The organism is Streptomyces sp. NPDC040610, assembly GCF_055594065.1.
The window spans coordinates 86,967-100,268 of sequence record NZ_JBVIXA010000001.1; the positions used below are offsets into that span (position 1 = coordinate 86,967).

The following is a 13,302-nucleotide window of genomic DNA, read 5'->3' on the forward strand; positions in this document are numbered from 1 at the left end:
CCATCCGAACGGGCCCAAGAGCAAGGATGGGGGGGTTGGGAGGGAGGGGGGGGGGGGGGGGGGGTTTGGGGGGGGGGGGGGGGGGGGGCCCCCCCCCCCCCCCCCCCACGGGCCTGAGGACCTACGCGTACGCCTTGTCCTTCATGATCCACTTGGCAAGCTCGCCGTTCGGCCCCTCCAGGGCCGTGAAGGTCACGCCGAGCTTCAGCGCGCCGGTCCGGGTGAGCCCCAGCTCCTCGGTCTCGGTGACCTGACCGCGCGGGACGATGAAGCGGTACGTGATGTCCGCGCCGTCCTTGAACTCGATGCCGAGGGCCCGCTCGTCCTTCTGCGGGTTGCTGGGCAGCTGGAACTCGTAGGTGCCGTCGACCGGCTTCGGCGGGGAGTCGGCGGTCGTGGTCTGCTTGATCTCCGACGCCGGGATGCCCATGAAGAACGCGAGCGTCTGCTTGTTCATCTGGAGCAGCTGGAACTTCACGGTCAGGTCGCGGTCGGAGTAGATGAACCGGGCCGGCGTCGCCGACTGCCAGGTGTCGACGGGGTCGATCTTCTCCTTCTTGTTGAACTTGATGCCGTCGGTCGTGGTGAATCCCAGGTCCTGCCAGTGCGCCACCGGCCAGTCGTCGGTGGTCGTACGGGGGACCGGGACCGGGACGGGCTCACCGGCCCCGGCGGGCGGGAGGGTGACCGGGGCGACCAGGATGCGGCCGGTTCCCGCGACGCGGATCTGACCGCCGTTTCCGGGCGTGCTGGGCATGCGAACTCCTCGGGGTGTGGGTGGGTTTCGGGCATGACGAAGGCCCCGTCGGACATCGACGGGGCCCGTGGGTGAGGGGAGGGGCGAAGGTCAGGCCGGCCGCAGCCGGAGCTGGACGGTGGCCAGGTAGCGGTTGCCCTTGGGGCGGTTGAAGTCCGGCAGCCAGCGCGGCCCGTCGGACTCGGCGACGTCGGTGACGACCGCGGTGCCGTACGTCGTGCCGGACAGTTCGAGGACGCAGGCGCGGGCCGCGAGGGCCACCGCGTGCGCCGTCGTCTTGTCCGGGCCGTACGTCTCCAGGTCGAGCAGCGGCTGGTCCAGGTGCTGGTCGTCGAGCCAGGCGCCGCCGACGCGGGAGACGAGGACGGCCTTCTCGGTGCCGTCGAAACCGGCGGGCGGACGGTTGTCGACCGTCGTACCGGCCAGCTCGGGGCGGTTCTTCAGGAAGTCGACGACCAGCCGTTCCGCGTCGGGGAAGGTCAGGACGCTCACATGGATGCTCCCTTCTCAAGGGTGCGGGGGCAGCAGAAAGCGGCAGGTCCGTCGCCCCGGGTCGGGGCGCAGCTCTGCCGCTGCCTCAAGTGTGAAGGGTGCCGGTCATGCCCGCAACTCGCGTACTGAGAAGGTGAGTTGGCGTAGACAGACGAAGGCGGGGCCACCGGTCCGCACCGGTGACCCCGCCTCCAGCCGAAGAGCGACGAGCTACACGCCCCGCCCCCGAACCACCCGCTCCGCCGCGAACACATCCTCCAGGCGGTACAGATGCCGCCGCCCCTGCCGCCCCGCCGCCGCCAGATGCCCCAGCTGCACCCACTTCCGGATCGTCGCGGCCGCCACCTGCACCTCGGCCGCCGCCAACTCGCCCGTGACCAGGGCTCCTCCGTGTCCGCTCATCCGCCCGCCCCCTCCTCGCCCTCGAGTACGTGTCGGCACACGGGGTTCACGCACATCACGAGCGCCCGCTCCGGGAGGGCCCGCAGGGACACCGAGTCGCAGGCGGGGCAGCGGCCCGCGACGCGGACCAGCTGCTCGGGGTCGCCGAGGACGCGGGAGCAGCGGTGGACCATGCGGCGGGCCTCGTCGGTGACGTGTGCGGTGAGGTCCGCGTGTGCGGTGACGCGGTCGAGGAGCCCCGCGATGCGACGCAGGCGTACGGGTACGGGCGCGGGCGCCACCGGGCGCAGGCCGAGCCGGTCCCGTACCGCCTCCTCCAACTCCACCACTCCGTCGGTGACATCGCGGATCGCGTCCGAGACGCAGAGCCGCACGGGGGCGGAGGTGCCGCCGACGCGGGTGGCGCCGGGGCGTTCGCGCAGGGCGCTGCCGGGGCTCGGCGCGAGTTCGCCGAGGAGGTCGGGGAAGCGGCGGGCCAGTGCGCCGAGCCACACCGCCGGGCCGTCACTGGCGGACATGGACGCAGGCGTGCGGCGGCTCACGCGGCAGCCACCTCGCGCCCGTTGCGCCATAACCGGCCGCCGCTGACCCCGTCGAACCAGGTGTGCGCGGGGTTCACCACGGCTTCGCACTCCTTACGGATGGGGCACTGGTTGCAGGCGCGCAATACCTCGGCCGCTTCGGAAGGGACGCGTGTGAATACGGAACGTTGCGGAAGTTGGGCGCAGGCGGCGGACCTGCGCCAGTCGAGCCGCTCGCCCGTGGGGGTGGAGTTGGGGGAGTCGTTCCAGGTCAGGGCGGGTGGCTGCGACGTCGTCCGAGCAGGCATGTGTAAGCCCTCCCAAGATGTGGGAACAATCGTTCGAGTGTGGCGAACGAGCTCTCAGCGTTGCATGGTGCGTGTGCGCACGCAAGCGGATGCCGGTCGGAGTGGAGGGGTGCGGTGACGTACCAACTGTCCTGTGGAGCAGGACTGTTGACAGGATCTCCACGAATGCGTGCGAGCACGCACACACGAGAGTGCGTGCGCGCTCGGTACGCTGCCCTCGCTACGAGGGGAGAGCGATCACATGCGTTCGAGCGTGGGGGAGGGCGCGGGCCGCGGCCGCGGCGACGGACTTGACGAGTTCGCCGCGTGGGTCGAGGAGCTGATGCGCCGGCGCGGCTACGACATCGACAGTCCGCGGGGTGGCGGCAAGTCCAAACTGGCCGACGACGCGGGCGTGCACCGCGCGGGCGTCAGCCGCCTGTTGCAGCGGCAGAGCATGCCGGACCTGGAGACGATGCGCCGCCTGGCCGTCGTCCTCGACGTGCCGCTGCGCGACATGCTGATCCGGTCGGGGCGGCTCACGGAGGACGACCTTCCGCTGTCCGGAAACCAGCGGTACGACGGCGCGGCGGCTGAATCCCGGATGAGCCCCGAGGAGGCGGCCTGGAGAATGGAAGTGCCCGTGGAGCAGCGGGAGTTGTTCGTGAGAGTGGTACGGCAGTTCCTGCCGGAGGGCGGCGGTACGTAGGACCGGACGGTCCGAGGGGGCACTGAGGAGGGGGAGATGGACAAGGCGGGGGACGGTCCGGCTGGGCCGGACGGCGCGGCGGAGCCCGGTCGGCGGCTCGTGGCCGAGCTGCTGGCCGAGCTGAGCCGCAAGGTGGCCGACGTGGGTGCGGGGCACGTGCGCGTCGTCACCGACGAGGAGATCGAGCGCGAGCGCGCACGCTGGTTCCGCGAGGGCTGGCGGCACGCCGGGGCCGTGGAGCCCGTCCGCCGCGAGGCGGGTGACCCCGTCGGGGGCGGCGGGCACGAGTCCGCGCGGGGTGCGGGGCACCCCGATACGGAGGGGTTGTCCGGGCCGCCTGTCCGCGTGCCCGGGATTCCGGGGGCGGCCGGGGGCCCGGGGGCGAGGGCCCGGGGTGTGGCGGGCGCCGACCGGGGCGACCCGGCCCGCCCCGCTCGCGTGCTGCGCTTCCCGTACACGGAAGACACCTGACTGCACCGGTCGGCACCCAACCGGTGCCGCTCCGCCCGGCTGCTGGACGCCGAAGGCCGGGCAGGCGCCGTTACGGGCGCCCGCCCGGCCGGTGTGCCCCCGGCGCCGACGCGGGCCGGGCCGTGCCGTCGGCACAGCGCCGTCAGCGAGGGGCTGTCAGTGAGGGGCTGTCAGCGAGAAGCTCTCACCGAGCGGCCGTCGGCGAAGGGGCCTCGGCGAGGCGACCTCAGCAGTTCCCCCGCACAGGCTTCCCCGCGAACCGCTCCGCCAGCCACTGCGCCGCCAGCGGCGACTGGGTGATGACGCCGGTGACGTGTTCGCCGAGCGGGACGGTGTGCCACTCCACGTTGGCCTTGCGGGCGCACCAGTCCTTGCGGACCTGGGTGCCGGCGCTGTACGGGATCAGCTCGTCGGCGAGGGCGTGGTAGAGGTAGACCGGTGCGTCGGGGGCGCGTGTGCCCACCTGGGAGTCGCGCAGGCGTTGCTGCCAGTCCGGCTGGTCGAGGGGGTTCTTGACGGTCATGTCCTTGATGCGCTTGAACGAGCCGAGGAGCGCTCCGTCCGCCACGCAGGAGTTGCGCAGCGCGCCGATCAGGGCCTTGCCCGCCGGGTTCAGGTACGACTCCAGGTTCAGCTCGGGGAACGCCGCGTTCTGGCCGATCGCCGCCATGAAGATCAGGCCCGAGCCGTAGGAGCCGTCGTTGAAGGCGGCCACCTTCTGCAGGTCCCCGGGCACGCCGCCGGTCGCCGTGCCCTTGACCTTGAGGTCGGGAGCGTACGAGCCGTGCAGCTCGGCCGCCCACGAGGAGGCCTGGCCGCCCTGGGAGTAGCCCATGATGCCGACCGGCGAGTCCTTCGACAGGCCCGCCTCGGGCAGCCGGATCGCGGCGCGTGCGGCGTCGAGGACCGCCTGGCCCTCGGCCCTGCCCACCGTGTACGTGTGGTCGCCGGGCGTCCCGAGGCCCTCGTAGTCGGTCACGGCGACCGCCCAGCCGCGCAGGGTGAGCTGCTGGATGAGGTTCGCCTCCATCGTGGTGCCGCGGGGGAACCCGGCGCTCGGCGCGCAGTGGTCGCCGATGCCGACCGTGCCGACGGCGTACGTGATGAGCGGGCGCGGGCCGGTGCGGCCGTCCTGCGGCACGATGACCGTGCCGGAGACGGTGTTCGGGGCGCCCTTGGCGGTGGTCGAGCGGTAGTGGATCTTCCAGGCCTTGGTGTGGGTGGGCTGGCCGGGGAGGGGGTGGAAGGCGCTCGGCTCGGAGCTGACGATGTCGCCGGGGGCGGCGACGCGGGGCTTGGTGTCCTTGGCCGTGTCCTCCGCGTGCGCGGTGGTCGTGAGGGTCGCGGCCGAGAGGCCTGCCGCGGCCATCAGGGCGAGGGCTCTGAAACCGGTGCGGGTGCGTACGTGCATGCGGCTCTCCCAACGGATCGTGGGGGACGGGAAGTTCCAGCGAACGGGACGACGTGCAGGCGTCGACCGTAGTGACTCGTGAGTAAGGTCTGTGCTGACGCGAAAGCTCAGCTTCGTTGACCTGGTGTATCAGCCCCGGCCGAGCGGGGCGGTGAACCCGCGCCGCGCGCGCCCGGCGCGTCGGAGCCAGCGGCTCCGGGCGCCTCCGCCCGGTACGCCCCCGGCGTCGTCCCCGTCCACCTGCGGAACGCCCGGTGGAACGCCGTGTCCTCGGAGAATCCGAGCCGCGCCGCGAGCCGCGCGATCGGCTCGCGCCCCTCCGCCAGCCCCGCGATCGCCGCGTCCCGCCGCACCGCGTCCTTCAGCCGCTGGTACGACGTCGACTCCTGCGCGAGCCGGCGGCGCAGCGTCGCCGGGCTGACCGCGAGCCGCGCCGCGATCTCGCCGAGCGACGGCAGCCGCGGCGAGTCCCGCAGCGCCACGGCGAGGGCCCGCCGCACCTGCTCGGCGACCGTCGTCCCGTACTCCCGCCGCGACAGCAGGTCGAACGGCGCCCGCCGCAACATCGCCGCCAGCGCGTCCTCGTCCCGCACCAGCGGCGCGGCCAGCCAGTGCGGGGCGAGCCCGGCGCCGGTGCGCTCCGCGCCGAACCGGACGGGGCAGCCGAACAGCTCCTCGTACTCGTCCTTGTGCGGGGGCGGCGGATGCCCGAAGTCGGCCCAGCGCAGCTCGATGCGGCGGCCGATCAGCCAGCTGCACAGCCGGTGCCAGATGATGACCAGGCACTCGGCGAGGAAGAAGTCCTGGTCGAGGTCGTTGCGTACGGTGAAGACGACGCCGTCGGCCGTGTGGGTCAGGGCGAGGTCCGGGCCGCCGGGGAACAGCCCGTAGAACGTCACCCCGCGCTCCATCGCCGCCCCCAGATCGCGGCAGCCGAGCGCGGCGTAACACATCATCGCGAACGTCCCCGGCCTGCTCGGCGACGACCCGAGCCCCAGGAACTCGTCGTCCGTCGCCCGGTACAACTCCCGGAACAGCCAGGCGAACTGCGTCGCCGTGATGCGCGCCCGGTCGTCCCCGAGCAGCAGCGGCGGAATCTGCGCGGCCTGCAACAGCGGCACGGTGTCGACACCCGCACGCTCGGCCCCGCGCAGCACGGCCCGCACATGGTGCACGGTGATCGTCCGCCTGGCCATGGCGTCGACGGTAGCTGGCGGGGGCGCGGGCAAGAAGGGGGCGGTGAGGGAGGGCGGTGGGGGAGGGCGGGGGTTGGCCGGATCCTTCCGTGACGCCACGGACGGCGTCGCGCCCGCGATCGGCTCGGCCGCCCACGCCCAACTGCCGGACCGGCACGCCCCTTTCGCGCTAAGCCGACCCTCCGGCGCGCGCCGGCCGGTAGGCGCGGGTTGCGGCGCCCTGGGCCGCCTTCCACGCCTGGCGCATGCGGTCGCCGACGGTGCAGTAGTCCGTCCTCCGGCAGGGCGGGCAGCCGGCCAGATGGCCCATGTAGTCCGCGTAGAGCCGCGTCGTCCGCTCGTCGAGGTCGGCCGTCGTGGGGTTCACGGCTCCACCGTCCGCAGCGGGTCGGCCGTCATGAGCAGGGCGCCCAGGTGCCCGGGGTCGCACAGGTCGCCGGGCGCCGACGGCGGGACCACCCAGCGGGTCAGCGTCGTGAGGGGGCGGCCGAGGCGGGGCACGCCGAGGAGCGTGTTCGTGCTGAGCCGCTCCTCCGTCCCGTGCCACGGGGCGTCCGTGGAGATGAGGACGTAGTACGGGCCGTAGGCGCTGCGGACGTCGCGGATGACGGGGCCGTCGAGCCAGTCGCTCAGGAACGCCGCGACCGCCCGCGGCTCGCCGCTGCCCACGGCCGCGTGCACGCGCTCGGCGGCCACGCGGACCGCGTCGAAGCGACGGCCGAGGGGGAGCAGGGCGAGGCCTTGCTGCGCCCAGGCGAGGCGGACGAGGTCGGGGCGGGGGTCGGCTCCGGCGAGCCATGCGGCGATGGGCTGTCGGGGGCCATGGGGTGGGGTCATCCGGTTGCCTTCCCAGGGGTTCCGTCGTCACTGGCGACGCTAGGGACATCGCGTGCAGGACATCCAGCGATGTGCGGCGATGTGCACTCAGATTTCTGGTCGGCGGTAGTACTGATGTGTGCTCTTGACGCCGTGCGGCCTGGGCGGGAATTTGGTGCACATCAACGCACGACCACAACGCTGGAGACGGCCATGGACTTACAGTTCATCGGGACCGATCCCGACACCGGGAAGAACGGATCCCCCACGGCCTGGGTGGACCAGGAGAACGCGGACATCGTGATCCAGAGCTACACCGCCGACCAACGGACGCGATCCCAGTGCGCCGCCCGGACAGCACCGGGGCACGCGCCGGGCATCCCCGACCATGAGACGGTGATCCGCGTTCCTGCCCGTCTGATCTCGGTCCTGAGGGAGGCCTGCGATGCCGCAGAACGCACTCAGCTTTGACGAACTCTTCGAGGCCGCGCGGCACTCGGCGGTGCACCTGGAGATGCGTGACCAGTACGCCGTCGGTGACGAGGCCGAGGACTTCCACTCCTGGCTGCGAACCGGCCGGCGGGACGTCGATCCCGGCTCGGAGTACTGGGCGCCCTGGGTGGACATGATCTCCGGAGCGGTCGCCCGGGGCGTGGTCGTGCGCCGGGCACGGATCGTGTCCGAACCGGTCACCGACTACATCCGCTACGAGCACGCCGGGGCTGTCGTCAACGTCGCAGCCGGGGAACAGGTCAGGTGGCTGCCCCGCCCGCGTGCCGTCGACTTGATGCTGCCGGGCGCGGACCTGTGGATCTTCGACGGGACGCGAGTGCTGTTCAACCACTTCACCGGAGACGGCAACTGGGCCTCCCCCGACATGGAGTTGCGCTCCGAACCGGGCATCGTCAGACAATGCGTGGACGCGTTCGAAGCCGTCTGGGACCGCGCCGTCCCGCACGAGCAGTACGAGATCCACTGACAGAAGGCACCGCGGTCCGCTCATGCCCAGCTCCCCGTCCTCCTCTGCCCACGCCGCTCGCGAGAACGTGGCGCGGCGGCTTCGAGGCCTGCGGAGGGACGCCGGTCTGACGGTCACTGAGCTGGCCGACCGGTGCGGCTGGCACCACGCCAAGACCAGCCGGATCGAGAACGCGCGCACCCCGCCCTCCCCGACGGACATCCGCCTCTGGTGCCGCGCGACCGGCACCGCGGAACAGGTCCCGGACCTGATTGCCTCTTCTCAGCACGCCGAGTCGCTCTATCGGGAGTGGCGTCGCCGCGTCCGGACCGGCCTGGCCCGGTTGCAGACCAGCTACACCGAGCTGTACCGGTCGACCGCGCTGCTTCGTACGTACTCCCCGGTGCTCATCCCCGGACTGCTCCAGACCGAGGGCTACGCCACAGCACTGTTGAGCAGGAACGCCCAGCTCCTGGACGTCCCCGACGACGGGGCGGACGCCGCAGTCGCACGCGTGCGGCGCTCGCAGGTCATCCACGAGCAGGGCCACCGCTTCGTGTTCGTGATCGAGGAAGCGGTGCTCCACTACCAACTCGGCGATGCGGACGCGATGGCCGCGCAGTTGGGATACCTGCTGACCGCCGGTGCGCTGCCGCAGGTGTCGTTCGGGATCGTCCCGACGGCGACGCACGAGCGTGTGCTGTCGCCACAGGAGACGTTCGATGTGCACGACGACACGCTGGTGTCGGTCGAGCTGATGTCCGCAGAGGTGAACGTCACCCAACCATCCGAGATCGCCTTGTATGTGAAGGCATTTGAGCAACTCCGCAGCATGGCTGTGTACGGCGCCGAAGCACGCGCCTTGATCGTGAAGGCGATCGAGGTGCTGCGCTGACCCCGGGCCGGGCGCGAGCCCGCCCGCACCGCCCCCCTGAGCACCCCGGCCAACCCCGCTGACGTTTCGCGTCATCCCGCCCGCCCCCCGTCCTCCCTAGCGTCGAGCCATGACTCCCCCTTCCGCGCCGCCGCAGGCCGAACGTCCCCGGACCCTGTCCGTCCTCGCGGAGTGGGCGGCCGACCGCCACGGCGGGCTGCCCGCGCTGCGGTTCAAGCGGGACGGCGGCTGGCAGGAGGTCTCGTACGAGGGGCTGCGCGCCGCCGTACGCGACGTGGGCCTCGCCCTCCTCCGCCTCGGCGTCGCCCCCGGCGACCGCGTCGCCATCCTCGCCGAGACCCGCGCGGAGTGGACGTACGCCCACTTCGGCGCCTTCGCGGCCGGCGCCGTCGTCGTGCCCGTGTATCCGACGGCGGGCGACGACGAAGTGGCCTGGGTGCTCGGTGACTCCGGGACCTCGGTGGTGCTCTGCGAGGACGCGGCGCAGGCCGCCAAGGTGGAGCGGCTGCGGGGGAAGCTGCCGGGGGTGCGGCGGGTGGTGGTGATGACGGGGGCGGAGGCGTACGCGGGGGCCGGAGTGACCGGCGGCGGTGAGCCCGGGGCAACCGTCGGGTCCGGGGCGGCCGCCGACGCCGGGGCGGACGTGGGCGCCGGGGCGACCGCCGACTCCGAGTCCGGGGCCGCCGTGGGCACCGGGCCCGGCGCCGCCCTCCTGGAGCGGGCCCAAGCCCGCACCCCCGGCGACCCCGCCACCATCATCTACACCTCCGGCACCACCGGACCCCCCAAGGGCTGCGTCCTCACCCACGGCAACATCGGCGCCGTGCAGGACGCCTCCCTGCCCCTCATCGAGGGCGGCCCGGGCGACGCCACGTACCTCTACCTCCCCCTCGCCCATCTGCTCGCGCAGCTCATCGAGTTCACCACCCTCATCGAGGGCGGCACGCTCGTGTACTTCGGCGGCCGCATCGAGGACGTCGTCGCCGAGCTCGCCGAGGCGCGGCCGACCCATCTGCCGTCCGTACCGCGCCTGTTCGAGAAGATCCACTCGGTGGTGCTGTCGCTCGCCGAGTCGGGGGAGGGCGGGCGCGAGCGCTTCGAGGAGGCGGTACGGATCGGCGTACTCGCGGCCGAAGGCGCCCTGCCCGACGAGCTGCGCGACGCGTACGAGGCCGCCGACAAGACCCTGTACGGGCCGGTCAGGCAGGCCCTCGGCGGGCGCGTGCGATGGGCGCTGACCGGCGGCGCGCCGATCGCCCCGCACGTCCTGGACTTCCTGCGGGCCTGCGGCATCCGGGTCTTCGAGGGGTACGGGATGACCGAGTCCGGCGGCGTCATCAGCCTCAACCACCCCGCCGCCGTGCGGTACGGCACCGTGGGGCGGCCCATCGCGGGCTGCGAGGTGCGCATCGCGGACGACGGCGAAGTGCTCGCCCGCGGCGCCAACGTCTTCCCCGGCTACCACGCCGACGAGCCCGCCACCCGCGCCGCCCTCGACGACGACGGCTGGCTGCACACCGGTGATCTGGGCGCCCTCGACGAGGACGGCTATCTGCGCATCACCGGCCGCAAGAAGGACCTCATCATCACCTCGGCGGGCAAGAACCTCACCCCGTCCCTGACCGAACTCGCCCTCCAGGCCTCCCGGTTCGTCTCCCGCGCGGTGATGGTGGGCGACCGGCGACCCCACCCCGTCGCCCTGATCACCCTCGACGCCGAGGAGGTCACGGGCTGGGCATCCCGGTCGGGCCTCACCCTCACCGAGCCCGTGTCGGCCGACCCGCGGGTCCGCGCCCTCGTCCAGGAGGCGGTCGACACGGCCAACGCCCGGGTGTCGCGCCCGGCGAGGATCCGCGCCTTCGCCGTCCTGGAGGAGGACTTCTCCGTGGCGGACGGGCTCCTGACGCCGAGCCTGAAGGTGCGGCGGCGGGCGGTGGTGGAGCGGTACGGGGCGGTGGTGGAGAGGTTGTACGAGGAGGGGCGGGGCGCCTAGGGGCGGTTCGGCGGGGGTCCGTCGGGCGCGCCCCGGCCCGAGGACTTCTACGTCGGCGGGGAGCCCGCCCCTGCCGGGGTCCGCGTCACCATCGACCACATCGCCCGGCGCAACCCCGACCAGGAGGCCCGCCGCCGTACTGCCCAGTGGATCAAGGGCATGCTCCAGCCGCACCTCGAACAGCACCCGGGACTGCACTGGGAGTTCCACGCCGACGAGACCAGCGAGGACCTCTGGATGATCAACGGAATCGTGCCGCCCCCGGGAGGCTCCGACGCCGAGAAGAAGTGGGCGGAGCTGAACTCGGCGTCCGCGTACTGATCGGCCTGGGCTGATCGGGCGGGGCTGATCGGGCGGGGGCGGCTGCCGCACGTCGTGCCTGGCCGGGCCCCGGGGTGGTCCTGCCCGGCCAGGCCCTAGGACAGCCCCACCAGCCGCAGCAAGGCCGTCGCCCCCGCCGCACCCATCACGACCAGCGCGAACGGCGCGCGCCGCCACGCGAGTACGCCCCCGACCAGCACCCCCAGCGGCCGCGCCCAGCCCGCGAAGTCCTGCCCCTCGGTGAGCGCACCGGTGGCGAGCAGCGCGACGAGCAGCACGGTCGCGCCCACGGTCAGCAACTCCTGTACGCGGACGGGTAGTTCTACGCGGCCGTGCAGGAGGGGTCCGGCGAGGCGGAAGGCGTAGGTTCCAGCGGCGAGGACGAGGACGCAGAGGAGGTAGGCGTTCATGAGGGGGTTCCCGGGGAGGCGGGGATGGGATCGGGCTCGGGCTCGGGGGTGGGATCTTCGGAGGGCTGGGCCCGGGCCGGATCTGGAGCCTGGGCCTGGGCCGGAGGCGCGGCCGTGTCCGGCGCCGGGGTCGCGCCAGTCGTCGCCTTGCCCGGCCGTCGCCGCATCGCCACCAGCCCGACCAGCGCGAGCAGCACCGGCGCCCCGGCGGGCAGGACCGGAGTCGCCGCCACCGCGATCACCGCGCCGAGCGCCCCGGCCCTGCGCGCGTTCCCGCTCTCCCGCACCGCGGGCATGACCAGCGCGAGCAGCACCGCGGGGAACGCGGCGTCGAGCCCGAACCGCCCGGTGTCGCCGAGCGCCGACCCGGCGAGCGCGCCCGCGAGCACGCTCACGTTCCACACGGCGAACAGGCCGATCCCCGATATCCAGAACGCGGCCTTGCGGCTTCTGCGGTCCGGCTGGGCGAGGACGAATGCCGCCGTCTCGTCGGTGATCAGGTGCGCGCCCACGAGGCGGGCCGCCCAGGAGCGGCCCAGGCTGTCGGCGACGGCCAGGCTGAAGGCCGCCGTACGGGAGTTGAGCAGCAGCCCGGTGGCCGCCGCGGCCGCGGCGCCGCCGCCACCCGCCAGCACGGCGACGGCGCTGAACTGGGCGGAGCCCGCGTACACGAGCAGGGACATGGCGACCGGCACCCAGAGCGGCAGGCCGTCCGCGACGGCGATCGCGCCGAAGGAGATGCCGACGACGACGTCGGCGGCCCAGACGAGCGCGATGTCGCGCAGGACGCCCGGGGGCAGGTCGGAGAGGCGGACGAACCCCGTCGTTCGCTCTGCGGGGTCATCCGTTCGGTGTGGCGAACGCATGTCGCGTAGCATGGGCAGACGTCGAAGCGTTCGTCAAGTCGAACGATTGGTACTCTGTGCCGAACGAATCGATCGGAAGCCGGGATCGGAAGCCGGGATCGGAAGCCGGGATCGGGAGTCCGGACCGGCAGCTCAGATCGGCAGCCAGGACCCGCAGCTCAGGGAGTGTGCAGCGCATGACCGACCTCGGCGACGGCGCCAAGGGCCCCCGGCCGGGCGGCGCGCGCCCGCCCGCGGGCCTGCCCCGCGAGTGGATCGCCGCGGCCCTGCGCCGGGAGCGCACCCGCGCTGGGCTCTCCCTCTCCGAGCTGGCCAAACGCGCCGGAATCGCCAAGTCCACGCTGTCCCAGCTGGAGGCGGCGACGGGGAACCCGGGCATCGAGACGGTCTGGGCGCTCGCCGTCGCCCTCGGCGTGCCGTTCAGCGTGCTCGTCGAGTCGCCGGGCCCCGCCGTGACGGTGATCCGCGCGGGCGAGGGCCCGACGATACGGGCCGAGGAGGCCTCCTACGCGGGCACGCTGCTCTCGGCGGGCCCGTCCGGCGTGCGGCGCGACATCTATCACGGCGCCATGGAGCCCGGCTCCGTGCGCGAGTCCGAGCCGCACATCCCCGGCTCGGTGGAGCATCTGATCGTCAGCACGGGCCGGGTGCTCGCGGGCCCGTCCGGCGAGCGGGTGGAGCTGGGCCCCGGTGACTACATGTCGTACCGGGGCGACGTCCCGCACGCGTACGAGGCGCTGGTGCCGGGCACGACGTTCGTGCTGGTGATGCAGCACGTGTGAGGCGTCCGGCCGGGG

17 protein-coding genes and 2 pseudogenes are annotated in these 13,302 nt (G+C 73.1%); 8 read left to right on the forward strand and 11 right to left on the reverse strand.

Features of this window, described 5'->3' with window-relative positions:
* Window positions 1-121: 121 nt before the first annotated feature.
* The 5 genes from ACZ6AA_RS00440 to ACZ6AA_RS00460 all read right to left on the reverse strand — a co-directional run bounded on the left by ACZ6AA_RS00440 (window position 122) and on the right by ACZ6AA_RS00460 (window position 2,480).
* A complete protein-coding gene (locus ACZ6AA_RS00440) occupies window positions 122-757 on the reverse strand; it encodes a phage tail tube protein (RefSeq protein WP_471455667.1) in 636 nt (211 codons plus the stop codon).
* A 90-nt stretch (window positions 758-847) separates the two neighbouring features.
* Window positions 848-1,249 (reverse strand): hypothetical protein, encoded by a 402-nt coding sequence (locus tag ACZ6AA_RS00445; RefSeq protein ID WP_468450423.1) that lies wholly within the window; start codon window positions 1,247-1,249, stop codon window positions 848-850.
* A gap of 210 nt (window positions 1,250-1,459) precedes the next feature.
* Entirely contained in the window at window positions 1,460-1,651 is a 192-nt protein-coding gene (locus ACZ6AA_RS00450) for a hypothetical protein (protein ID WP_468450424.1), read from the reverse strand.
* Window positions 1,648-2,169 (reverse strand): hypothetical protein, encoded by a 522-nt coding sequence (locus ACZ6AA_RS00455; protein ID WP_468450426.1) that lies wholly within the window; start codon window positions 2,167-2,169, stop codon window positions 1,648-1,650. The genes ACZ6AA_RS00450 and ACZ6AA_RS00455 overlap by 4 nt, the downstream gene beginning before the upstream one ends.
* 20 nt (window positions 2,170-2,189) lie before the next feature.
* Entirely contained in the window at window positions 2,190-2,480 is a 291-nt protein-coding gene (locus ACZ6AA_RS00460) for a WhiB family transcriptional regulator (protein WP_468450428.1), read from the reverse strand.
* A gap of 241 nt (window positions 2,481-2,721) precedes the next feature.
* On the opposite strand from ACZ6AA_RS00460, the gene ACZ6AA_RS00465 reads away from it, so the two are divergent.
* Both ACZ6AA_RS00465 and ACZ6AA_RS00470 read left to right on the forward strand, forming a co-directional pair.
* A complete protein-coding gene (locus ACZ6AA_RS00465) occupies window positions 2,722-3,168 on the forward strand; it encodes a helix-turn-helix domain-containing protein (RefSeq protein ID WP_471455668.1) in 447 nt (148 codons plus the stop codon).
* A gap of 36 nt (window positions 3,169-3,204) precedes the next feature.
* The gene (locus ACZ6AA_RS00470) at window positions 3,205-3,639 is read left to right on the forward strand and encodes a hypothetical protein (protein WP_471455669.1); all 435 of its coding nucleotides are present in this window, start codon (window positions 3,205-3,207) and stop codon (window positions 3,637-3,639) included.
* A gap of 226 nt (window positions 3,640-3,865) precedes the next feature.
* Here ACZ6AA_RS00470 and ACZ6AA_RS00475 read toward each other — a convergent pair whose 3' ends face one another.
* The 4 genes from ACZ6AA_RS00475 to ACZ6AA_RS00490 all read right to left on the reverse strand — a co-directional run bounded on the left by ACZ6AA_RS00475 (window position 3,866) and on the right by ACZ6AA_RS00490 (window position 7,083).
* The gene (locus tag ACZ6AA_RS00475) at window positions 3,866-5,050 is read right to left on the reverse strand and encodes a lipase family protein (RefSeq protein WP_468480329.1); all 1,185 of its coding nucleotides are present in this window, start codon (window positions 5,048-5,050) and stop codon (window positions 3,866-3,868) included.
* A 107-nt stretch (window positions 5,051-5,157) separates the two neighbouring features.
* On the reverse strand, window positions 5,158-6,246 hold the full coding sequence (locus ACZ6AA_RS00480; RefSeq protein WP_468480330.1) for an AraC family transcriptional regulator: 1,089 nt from the start codon (window positions 6,244-6,246) through the stop codon (window positions 5,158-5,160).
* 169 nt (window positions 6,247-6,415) lie between these two features.
* Window positions 6,416-6,613: a hypothetical protein gene (locus tag ACZ6AA_RS00485; RefSeq protein ID WP_468480331.1), complete on the reverse strand. Its 198-nt coding sequence runs from the start codon at window positions 6,611-6,613 to the stop codon at window positions 6,416-6,418.
* On the reverse strand, window positions 6,610-7,083 hold the full coding sequence (locus tag ACZ6AA_RS00490) for a hypothetical protein (RefSeq protein ID WP_471455670.1): 474 nt from the start codon (window positions 7,081-7,083) through the stop codon (window positions 6,610-6,612). The genes ACZ6AA_RS00485 and ACZ6AA_RS00490 overlap by 4 nt, the downstream gene beginning before the upstream one ends.
* 192 nt (window positions 7,084-7,275) lie before the next feature.
* Here ACZ6AA_RS00490 and ACZ6AA_RS00495 point away from each other — a divergent pair, with 192 nt between their 5' ends.
* The 5 genes and pseudogenes from ACZ6AA_RS00495 to ACZ6AA_RS00515 form a co-directional block, all read left to right on the forward strand.
* The gene (locus ACZ6AA_RS00495; protein ID WP_468450442.1) at window positions 7,276-7,533 is read left to right on the forward strand and encodes a hypothetical protein; all 258 of its coding nucleotides are present in this window, start codon (window positions 7,276-7,278) and stop codon (window positions 7,531-7,533) included.
* Window positions 7,508-8,041 carry a DUF6879 family protein gene (locus tag ACZ6AA_RS00500; RefSeq protein WP_468450444.1) on the forward strand — a complete coding sequence of 178 codons (534 nt, stop codon included), beginning with the start codon at window positions 7,508-7,510 and terminating at the stop codon, window positions 8,039-8,041. The genes ACZ6AA_RS00495 and ACZ6AA_RS00500 overlap by 26 nt, the downstream gene beginning before the upstream one ends.
* Window positions 8,042-8,063: 22 nt before the next feature.
* A complete protein-coding gene (locus ACZ6AA_RS00505) occupies window positions 8,064-8,915 on the forward strand; it encodes a helix-turn-helix domain-containing protein (protein WP_471455671.1) in 852 nt (283 codons plus the stop codon).
* A 109-nt stretch (window positions 8,916-9,024) separates the two neighbouring features.
* Window positions 9,025-10,908 (forward strand): AMP-dependent synthetase/ligase, encoded by a 1,884-nt coding sequence (locus ACZ6AA_RS00510; RefSeq protein ID WP_471455672.1) that lies wholly within the window; start codon window positions 9,025-9,027, stop codon window positions 10,906-10,908.
* A 45-nt stretch (window positions 10,909-10,953) separates the two neighbouring features.
* Window positions 10,954-11,229, forward strand: a pseudogene (locus tag ACZ6AA_RS00515) (tautomerase family protein); the annotation flags it as partial.
* Between the two features lie 95 nt (window positions 11,230-11,324).
* On the opposite strand, the gene ACZ6AA_RS00520 reads toward ACZ6AA_RS00515, so the two are convergent.
* Both ACZ6AA_RS00520 and ACZ6AA_RS00525 read right to left on the reverse strand, forming a co-directional pair.
* Window positions 11,325-11,639 carry an AzlD domain-containing protein gene (locus ACZ6AA_RS00520; protein WP_468450455.1) on the reverse strand — a complete coding sequence of 105 codons (315 nt, stop codon included), beginning with the start codon at window positions 11,637-11,639 and terminating at the stop codon, window positions 11,325-11,327.
* A gap of 137 nt (window positions 11,640-11,776) precedes the next feature.
* Window positions 11,777-12,505, reverse strand: a pseudogene (locus ACZ6AA_RS00525) (AzlC family ABC transporter permease); the annotation flags it as partial.
* 176 nt (window positions 12,506-12,681) lie between these two features.
* Between ACZ6AA_RS00525 and ACZ6AA_RS00530 the strand changes: the two are divergent.
* Window positions 12,682-13,287, forward strand: coding sequence for a helix-turn-helix domain-containing protein (locus tag ACZ6AA_RS00530; RefSeq protein ID WP_468480337.1), 606 nt, complete (start codon window positions 12,682-12,684; stop codon window positions 13,285-13,287).
* The last annotated feature ends 15 nt before the right edge of the window (window positions 13,288-13,302 follow it).

Coding starts and splice junctions, on each gene's coding strand:
- ACZ6AA_RS00465 (WP_471455668.1), top strand. CDS start 2,722: ATGCGTTCGAGCGTGGGGGAGGGCGCGGGCCGCGGCCGCGGCGACGGA.
- ACZ6AA_RS00530 (WP_468480337.1), top strand. CDS start 12,682: ATGACCGACCTCGGCGACGGCGCCAAGGGCCCCCGGCCGGGCGGCGCG.
- ACZ6AA_RS00460 (WP_468450428.1), bottom strand. CDS start 2,480: ATGCCTGCTCGGACGACGTCGCAGCCACCCGCCCTGACCTGGAACGAC.
- ACZ6AA_RS00520 (WP_468450455.1), bottom strand. CDS start 11,639: ATGAACGCCTACCTCCTCTGCGTCCTCGTCCTCGCCGCTGGAACCTAC.
- ACZ6AA_RS00490 (WP_471455670.1), bottom strand. CDS start 7,083: ATGACCCCACCCCATGGCCCCCGACAGCCCATCGCCGCATGGCTCGCC.
- ACZ6AA_RS00500 (WP_468450444.1), top strand. CDS start 7,508: ATGCCGCAGAACGCACTCAGCTTTGACGAACTCTTCGAGGCCGCGCGG.
- ACZ6AA_RS00510 (WP_471455672.1), top strand. CDS start 9,025: ATGACTCCCCCTTCCGCGCCGCCGCAGGCCGAACGTCCCCGGACCCTG.
- ACZ6AA_RS00495 (WP_468450442.1), top strand. CDS start 7,276: ATGGACTTACAGTTCATCGGGACCGATCCCGACACCGGGAAGAACGGA.
- ACZ6AA_RS00470 (WP_471455669.1), top strand. CDS start 3,205: ATGGACAAGGCGGGGGACGGTCCGGCTGGGCCGGACGGCGCGGCGGAG.
- ACZ6AA_RS00450 (WP_468450424.1), bottom strand. CDS start 1,651: ATGAGCGGACACGGAGGAGCCCTGGTCACGGGCGAGTTGGCGGCGGCC.
- ACZ6AA_RS00475 (WP_468480329.1), bottom strand. CDS start 5,050: ATGCACGTACGCACCCGCACCGGTTTCAGAGCCCTCGCCCTGATGGCC.
- ACZ6AA_RS00455 (WP_468450426.1), bottom strand. CDS start 2,169: ATGTCCGCCAGTGACGGCCCGGCGGTGTGGCTCGGCGCACTGGCCCGC.
- ACZ6AA_RS00440 (WP_471455667.1), bottom strand. CDS start 757: ATGCCCAGCACGCCCGGAAACGGCGGTCAGATCCGCGTCGCGGGAACC.
- ACZ6AA_RS00505 (WP_471455671.1), top strand. CDS start 8,064: ATGCCCAGCTCCCCGTCCTCCTCTGCCCACGCCGCTCGCGAGAACGTG.
- ACZ6AA_RS00480 (WP_468480330.1), bottom strand. CDS start 6,246: ATGGCCAGGCGGACGATCACCGTGCACCATGTGCGGGCCGTGCTGCGC.